7 protein-coding genes are annotated in these 7811 nt (G+C 44.9%); 3 read left to right on the plus strand and 4 right to left on the minus strand.

Annotated elements, in window-relative coordinates; translation table 11 throughout:
- Positions 1-8: 8 nt before the first annotated feature.
- From jag to rpmH, 4 genes are all read right to left on the minus strand, one after another.
- On the minus strand, positions 9-710 hold the full coding sequence (gene jag / locus MHH25_RS30720; RefSeq protein WP_036611977.1) for an RNA-binding cell elongation regulator Jag/EloR: 702 nt from the start codon (positions 708-710) through the stop codon (positions 9-11).
- A complete protein-coding gene (locus MHH25_RS30725; RefSeq protein WP_017691416.1) occupies positions 707-1585 on the minus strand; it encodes a YidC/Oxa1 family membrane protein insertase in 879 nt (292 codons plus the stop codon). The genes jag and MHH25_RS30725 overlap by 4 nt, the downstream gene beginning before the upstream one ends.
- Positions 1586-1660: 75 nt before the next feature.
- Positions 1661-2011, minus strand: a complete 351-nt coding sequence (gene rnpA / locus MHH25_RS30730) for a ribonuclease P protein component (RefSeq protein WP_036611981.1) — start codon at positions 2009-2011, stop codon at positions 1661-1663.
- A 357-nt stretch (positions 2012-2368) separates the two neighbouring features.
- Positions 2369-2503 carry a 50S ribosomal protein L34 gene (gene rpmH / locus MHH25_RS30735; protein WP_017691413.1) on the minus strand — a complete coding sequence of 45 codons (135 nt, stop codon included), beginning with the start codon at positions 2501-2503 and terminating at the stop codon, positions 2369-2371.
- 576 nt (positions 2504-3079) lie between these two features.
- Between rpmH and MHH25_RS30740 the strand changes: the two genes are divergently transcribed.
- The 3 genes from MHH25_RS30740 (at position 3080) to gntK (ending at position 6939) form a co-directional block, all read left to right on the plus strand.
- Positions 3080-3754, plus strand: a complete 675-nt coding sequence (locus MHH25_RS30740; RefSeq protein ID WP_036611983.1) for a GntR family transcriptional regulator — start codon at positions 3080-3082, stop codon at positions 3752-3754.
- A gap of 209 nt (positions 3755-3963) precedes the next feature.
- Positions 3964-5325: a gluconate:H+ symporter gene (locus MHH25_RS30745; protein WP_340018835.1), complete on the plus strand. Its 1362-nt coding sequence runs from the start codon at positions 3964-3966 to the stop codon at positions 5323-5325.
- A gap of 66 nt (positions 5326-5391) precedes the next feature.
- Entirely contained in the window at positions 5392-6939 is a 1548-nt protein-coding gene (gene gntK, locus MHH25_RS30750) for a gluconokinase (RefSeq protein WP_338707442.1), read from the plus strand.
- The last annotated feature ends 872 nt before the right edge of the window (positions 6940-7811 follow it).

Genomic DNA, 7811 nt, shown 5'->3' on the forward strand with positions numbered 1-7811 from the left:
ATTTCGTGTTATTTCGTCGTAATAACCACACGCCGATTAGGCTCCTCGCCCTTACTTAACGTCTTAATCTGCGGGTGATTTTGCAGTTTTGCATGGATGACTTTTCGTTCGAGCGGAGGCATTGGTTCCAGTACAACTTCCTTACCGGTACGGATTGCTTGTCCAGCCAACCGTTCAGCCAGATCCTCCAGTGTCTTCCGCCGACGTTGACGGAAATTCTCCGCGTCGAGCACAATTCGAACGAAGCTTTCCGAATATCGGTTCGCTACAATGTTCGTTAGATACTGAAGCGCATCCAGTGTCTGTCCACGTCTACCAATAATCATGCCCAGATCTTCCCCGGCAATATTGAAGATATGTCCATCCCGTTGTTTTTTGATATGCACTTCAACATCCAGTCCCATACCTGCTGCGACCTCTTTCAAGAAAGCAGCCGCTTCTTCATAGGGATTTTTAGCTGCAACATCCTCGAGTAATGCATCTACTTCAGACTTGTATGCAGCTGGTTTGATCGGCTGTGGAACAACTTCAGGTACAGGCAATAATTTCACTTCAACTTTGGCCGCCCTCACCCCGAACAAACCCAGGAATCCTTTTGACGGCTGCTCTAACACTTGTATCTCGACCTTGTCCCGACTTACGCCAAGCTCGGTCAATCCTTGGTTTACAGCATCTTCAACGGTTTTTCCTGACGTAATGACTTTGGTCATTTCGATTTTTTGGCCCCTTTCGACCCTTTTCCAGATACGGTCGCTTTGCCACCGTTTTTGCGTTTAGCTCCATTTTTGGAAGAGCTATTCTGCTTCACGTTGACCTCAGCCACGATTTTATCATTATTCCGGTAAAGGAAATAGTTTTGCACGATCGTGTAGATGTTACTGTAGAACCAGTACAGCGGAAGTGCTGACGGGAACTGATAAGACATCACGAAGATCAGAATTGGGTACACCCACAGCATAAACTGCATCGGACCCACTTGCTGTGCAGGATTCATACGCATCATCATCCATGTTTGAATGAATGTTGTTATGGCAGCCAGCACTGGCAAAATAAACAGGTGATCGGGTGATCCGAGCTGGAGCCACAAGAAATCATGCGTTCTCAGACTGGAGTTTCCGTAAATTGAGTTATAAAGTGCGATGTAAATCGGCATCTGAATGATAAGTGGCAGACAACCGGCCATCGGATTAACTTTGTTCTCCTGGAACAACTTCATCGTTTCTTGCTGAACTTTCTCAGGTGTATCTTTAAACTTGGCTTGAATCTCCTTCAGCTGCGGCTGAATCGCCTGCATAGCTTTGGAGCTACGGACTTGTTTCATTGTTAATGGTAAAATCAATGTCCGTACAATAAGCACCATCACGAGGACGGCCAGTCCATATTCACCGTTGAACCAGTTGGCGAAAGTATCGAGCGCCAGTGAGAACCAGTAAATAACATTAGCTTGCCAAAAAGAATCACTATTCTTCAGATCTTCCGTAGTAACCCCGGCTCCTTGTGGAGTACATCCGGCGAGTACAGTGACCATTGCAATGACTGCAATGAGGAGAATCCACTTCCCCTTTGATGTCTTCAATCGCGACACTTCATAACCCCTCTCTTAACCAATCCATTCCATCGTAAAATCATACCATAATTAGGAGGACAAATAAACCGAAGCTTACCGCTTGCTCGACTTCAAAAGAGAGCCCTTACGCATCGCGTGTAGCAGGCTTTTTTCCATTTCCTTATAGGGCATGTCCAGTGCACCTTTTCTGACGATAAAAATCAGATCCATCTGCGTGACGATCTCATGCTCATGATGCCGAACAATTTCCTTGATCATGCGTCTCATCCGGTTGCGTACGACAGCGTTTCCGATTTTCTTGCTGCATGATACGCCGACCCGAAATTGTTCCGTATCTTTACGGCGACAACCATACACCACAAATTGATGATTGGCAAACGATTTCCCATACCGGTATACACGGCTAAAGTCCGCCCGGTTTCGTAGACGCAGTCTTTTATACACGGCGCTTCTCCTTGCTGTTCTCCACCAATGTTATTGACGGAGGCCTCATTACTGATTTAGTATAGGCTTTCTTGAATGACGGTAAACCGCCTTGGCGACAACTTCATTTGGGATGATTGTTAATCAGCTACTTGAACTGATCCGCATTCAGCCGGGATGAATGTTGATTGGCCATTTAAACCTATCAACGATTCATCATTATATAAGGTAAGTTTTCGAAAAATGGAAAACTCACTCAACATACATCGTGTGTGTTCAGCACTTTTTCGCAGACCATTCAGACCTGATCTGTAGCAGCATCCAGTCTGATTTGAGCTAATTAAGAAAAAAAAGACCACCTCGGTGGTCTTCAATGCATTAAGCACTCAGGTTTTTACGGCCTTTAAGGCGACGTGCGGCCAAAATTTTACGGCCGTTGCTCGTGCTCATTCTTTTCCGGAAACCATGAACTTTTTTACGTTTGCTAACGTTCGGTTTGAATGTAGGTCTCAATGTATTGCACCTCCTCACAAGGAAATACTTATGTGATGAATCACTTTCATCTTCACAGAAAACACCTTTATATATTTAACCATGACCACCTGGAAAAGTCAACTGCAAGGCGCAAGGCTTCTCCCTCTTTTATATACGCTCTCCATCCCACCCATAGTAATGACCACAGTCCGTTCACTTCAACACCATGACCAAGCCCCGAAGAGAGTCCTGAAAGTTATCCCCAGACCCTGATCAAATCACCATATTTCAGCATTTATAGTTATCCACACCCTCCAATACCCGTTATCTCCTTCATTACATCCTGTTTAAAGTTATTCACATGTGGATAATGATTATAGGCTATTAATATCGTCATATTCTAATCCCGTTTTATCCGCTTCAATTAAGGTTTACAAGCTTTTGAGAAAGGTGTAGGATAAAAATCACATCTTGTATACAAGTAGTCCTTTGAAAAAAACATTAGCCGTTAGCTTGTAGCTACAGACTATGGATGGAACTGAATGTCCAGTCCGCAAAATAGTTATGCTATGATCAGTAATGAACTGATTACTTATTAATAGGAGCGTTAGCCATATGTTATTTCCTTCTTCCTGGCTTCAAGGGGCTTCCCGTGGTGAAGCCATTGCCTGCGAATTAAGGCTGCGGATCATCAGCGGTACCCTTCGACCTGGAGAGATTTTGTCGGAAAACCGAATTGCGGCTGATTTTGACAGCAGTCGTTCACCTGTTCGTGAAGCGTTACGAACATTGTCCAATGAAGGACTTATTCGACTTGAACGTATGGGTGTCGTTGTCATTGGACTACGAATCAAGGATGTCGAAGAATTGTATGATGTCCGTTTCCTGATTGAAAGTTTTGTGCAGCAGCGACTTGCTGGTGATGTCCCAGAATCATTAATCACCCAGCTGCGTAACGTGATCGACAAAATGCAACTTGCTGGACGACATCAGGACGCTGTCGAATTTGCCTATCAGGATCTCGTTTTCCACGAGACTATCATTGAAGCTGCTCAGCATTCCCGTATTTCACATCTATGGAAGAGTATTCGATATGTTGTGATGACCGTTATGCTGCTCACAACGCGCAGAGTATTTGTTCAAGGCGAGCAGAAAGTAAGCGCTGTAATTGAGAAACACCTTTTGCTTGTTGAAGCACTTGAATCAGGTGACAAGATGCTCATTCAGGCTGGAGTCCGCACGTATTTCCAAGATTCTGGAAAAACCCTGCACGAAAGCTTTGATTCTTAATCGATGCAAGGCGTTTGCAATCATATCCGTCGTGAATGATTGCGCCTTAACTTGTCGACAAGTATACAAAATGCGATTTGTTTCAAATTTGGGCATGATAAAACTACATTTTTCGCCAACACCTTCTGCGGTACTGGTACAACTTTAATTGTTGACGCTAATTTCACTTGTAAGCGTTCTATATCAGAAATAAAGGAGCACACAACATCATGAGCACTCTTTTTGGACTATCCCACAACGCAACATTATTGGTTTGGACGTTAATTGCGATCGTTTTTCTGATCGTTTTGATCTCCAAGTATAAATGGAATCCCTTTATCACCCTACTGTTGTCCGCATTAATGCTCGGTTTGCTTACAGGCATGAAACCTGCCGATGTGATCTCTTCCATTACCGGGGGACTTGGCGGCACACTTGGAACCATCGCAATTGTTATTGCTCTCGGTACGATGCTTGGTAAGATGATGGCCGAATCTGGCGGTGCCGAGCGCATTGCAACTACATTAGTTGATCGGTTTGGTGTGAAACGTGTGCACTGGGCCATGATGATCGTTGGATTTATCGTTGGTATTCCCGTTTTCTTCGAAGTTGGCGTGATTTTGATGATCCCCATCATTTTTACCGTTGCACGTAAAACCAACATGTCTTTGTTGCAGATTGGTATTCCCATTTTGGCGGGTCTGTCGACTGTACACGGTTTGGTTCCACCCCATCCAGCGCCAATGATAGCAATTGAAGCCTTCAGCGCGGATCTGGGTAAAACCATTTTGTACTCCCTTATTGTTGGTATTCCTACAGCGATTATTGCAGGTCCTTTGTTTGGTAAATTTATTGGTAAAAGAATACACACCGAACCGCCAGCAGAACTGGCTGAACAATTCGCAACCAAAACAAACAGCAACATGCCTGGGTTTGGTATTACCCTGTTTACCATATTGCTGCCGGTTATTTTGATGCTGATTGGTTCCATAGCAAGCATCATTGACCCAAATGCCACGAACGGTTTCACCGTTTTCAGTGAATTTATCGGTCATGAGATCATTGCTTTGCTCATTTCAGTTGTATTTGCCCTCTTTTCACTCGGCTTTGCACGTGGATTCACCAAACACGATATTTCCCGTTTCACCAGTGAATGTCTGGCGCCTACGGCGACCATCATTCTCATTATTGGTGGAGGCGGTGCCTTCAAACAGGTATTGATCAATAGTGGTGTGGGTAACGCGATTGCTGAAGTCGCTACCCATGCCAACATCAACGTGATCCTGTTTGCCTGGCTTGTCGCTGGTCTCATTCGTGTAGCTACCGGTTCAGCAACCGTAGCCATGACAACAGCCGCCGGTATTGTCGCTCCAGTGCTTGCACTCACACCAGGGGCCAATATTGAGCTGGTTGTACTCGCCACAGGTGCGGGGTCACTCATCTTGTCTCATGTAAACGATGCGGGATTCTGGATGATCAAAGAATTCTTTAATATGAGCGTTTCCCAGACATTGAAAACGTGGACCGTTATGGAAACACTATTATCTGTAGTGGGACTGATCTTTATTTTGCTCCTGAGTACAGTGGTATAAATGGAGTATCTATAGTAGAAAGAAATTAAAATCTCATCGCTTTCTGGAGAAAGAAGGATTAAATACATGAACAACTATATGATTGGGATCGATATTGGTACCACCAGTACCAAATCCGTATTATTTACCGAGCAAGGCTCTGTCGTCAGTACCTCAACGCAGGAATACCCTTTGTATACCCCGGCACCCGATGTTGCCGAGCAGGACCCTGAAGAGATTGTACAGGCGGCCCTCCGCTCTGTACGAGGAGTCATGGATCAGAGTGGTGTTGCTGCCGAGCAGATCCTGTTTGTATCCTGTAGCTCGGCTATGCATAGTGTCATTGCCATGGGACAGGATAATAAACCCTTAACCCGTTGCATCACCTGGGCGGATAATCGAAGTGCAGCTTGGTCTGCCAAGCTGCAAGAGAATGGATTGGGCCATCGCATTTATCTGCGCACAGGTACACCGATCCATCCCATGTCACCGCTGACCAAATTAATGTGGCTGCGCCACGATGAACCTGAACTTTTTGAGAGTACCGCCAAATTTATTTCGATTAAAGAATATCTGTTCTTCCGTCTATTCGGACAATATGTCGTCGACCATTCCATCGCTTCCTGCACAGGTTTGCTCAATCTGGAACAACTGGACTGGGACGCAGAGGCCCTTGAGGTTGCAGGCATTACACCCGACCATCTCTCGAAGCTTGTACCTACAACACATATATTAGAAGGAATGAATCACGAATCGGCTGAAAAAATGGCTCTCTCCCCCTCCACGCCCTTTGTTATTGGCGCAAGTGATGGGGTTTTATCCAATCTCGGCGTGAACGCCATTGAACCTGGTGTTGTCGCAGCAACCATCGGAACTAGCGGGGCCATTCGCACTGTCGTGGACCGTCCGGTTACCGATCCCAAAGGTCGAACCTTCTGTTATGCCCTCACAGAGAATCTTTGGGTCATTGGTGGACCTGTGAATAACGGTGGCATGCTGTTTCGTTGGGTGCGGGATGAATTCGCCGCGTCTGAAGTGGAGACAGCGAAACGACTTGGCATCAATTCCTATGATGTACTGACCAAAATTGCCGAACGTGTCCGGCCGGGATCGGAAGGACTTCTGTTTCATCCGTACCTTTCGGGCGAACGTGCCCCTTTATGGAATCCGGATGCCCGTGGCTCCTTTTTTGGCTTAACACTCCATCACCAGAAAGAGCATATGATTCGTGCTGTACTGGAAGGGGTTATTTTCAACCTATATACGGTACTGCTCGCCATGGAAGAACAGATTGGGCAACCTACCTCCATTCAAGCCACCGGTGGGTTTGCACGCTCTCCTCTCTGGCGCCAGATGATGTCTGATATCTTCAATCAGGAAGTGGTTGTACCCGAGAGCTTCGAAAGTTCCTGTCTGGGTGCCGTCGTGCTTGGTTTGTACGCTACAGGGCGGATCCAATCGCTTCATGCCGTTTCTTCCATGGTCGGTACAACGCATCGGCATACCCCTATCAAAGAGAATGCTGTACTCTACCAAGAGCTGCTGCCCATCTTTATTCGGATTTCTCGCAAACTGGAAGAGGAATACGCAGATATCGCTGAATTCCAGCGTAAGATGTCCCTTCCCCGTCTCTAAATCATCAATCCATACTTCGTCTCCGCACCAAAAAAAGAGGGTGTCCTCTAAAACCAAAAATCGGTTTTAGAGGACACCCTCTTTTGCTATACACGCATAATCTATCCTTTGATTTCATATTATACATTTATACACTTCAACCTCCATATTCGAGTATCAGCTTACCTCTTGATCCTGATAATTCTCATTACATATGTCTCAAAATGAAGTCATCTATGTCCATTATTCTTATACATTGCCATCACAGAATTACCATCTGCTCAGAAAATACACCACTGATCTTGTTCAATTAAAAGCATGAGTTTACTCCCCCTCTCCGTCTCCCATCCAGATACTGAATTCGTCGCTTTCACCATCGCCCCATTGGCAAGAAAAACACGAGGGTGAGAGGTCACTCTTTTTCCGATCTCAATCATGCTCCATTTTCACTTCACGGTTATCCACAGACAGGTTATTCACAAACGAAGAATACTTTTACACACAATTTGGCATCATTTGACGGATAACCTGTGTATAAGACATTTTTGGTTTTTGGGTCATTCTGTCGAAAATTAAACAGTTTATAAACAATATATTGTGTTGTGACTAAAAATTATACACAAGTTATTGAATTTGTGGATAAAATCACGCGATACGTTGAAATGCGGGGTTTCTTTTGCTATGATTGTATTACTTTTGGATGTGAATATGTGATCTGACCCATAATATTATCAACAGCCTGTGGATAAAGTTGTGAACAATTTTCCGTTGTTCATACTTTTTTTGTTTTCGACCTGCGGGGGTTTGGGGATAAATTCAACAATATATCTCGTATTTCGACACTGCATCATGGCTTAAGCCACACTTGGAACATGTAAAAGGAGTGACAGTCT

The sequence above is a fragment of the Paenibacillus sp. FSL H3-0457 genome (assembly GCF_037981725.1).
Taxonomy (GTDB): Bacteria; Bacillota; Bacilli; order Paenibacillales; family Paenibacillaceae; genus Paenibacillus; species Paenibacillus amylolyticus.

What these genes read in the sequence shown, in the direction of transcription:
- gntK (WP_338707442.1), top strand. Translation starts at nt 5,392, where the DNA reads ATGAACAACTATATGATTGGGATCGATATTGGTACCACCAGTACCAAA.
- MHH25_RS30745 (WP_340018835.1), top strand. Translation starts at nt 3,964, where the DNA reads ATGAGCACTCTTTTTGGACTATCCCACAACGCAACATTATTGGTTTGG.
- MHH25_RS30740 (WP_036611983.1), top strand. Translation starts at nt 3,080, where the DNA reads ATGTTATTTCCTTCTTCCTGGCTTCAAGGGGCTTCCCGTGGTGAAGCC.
- jag (WP_036611977.1), bottom strand. Translation starts at nt 710, where the DNA reads ATGACCAAAGTCATTACGTCAGGAAAAACCGTTGAAGATGCTGTAAAC.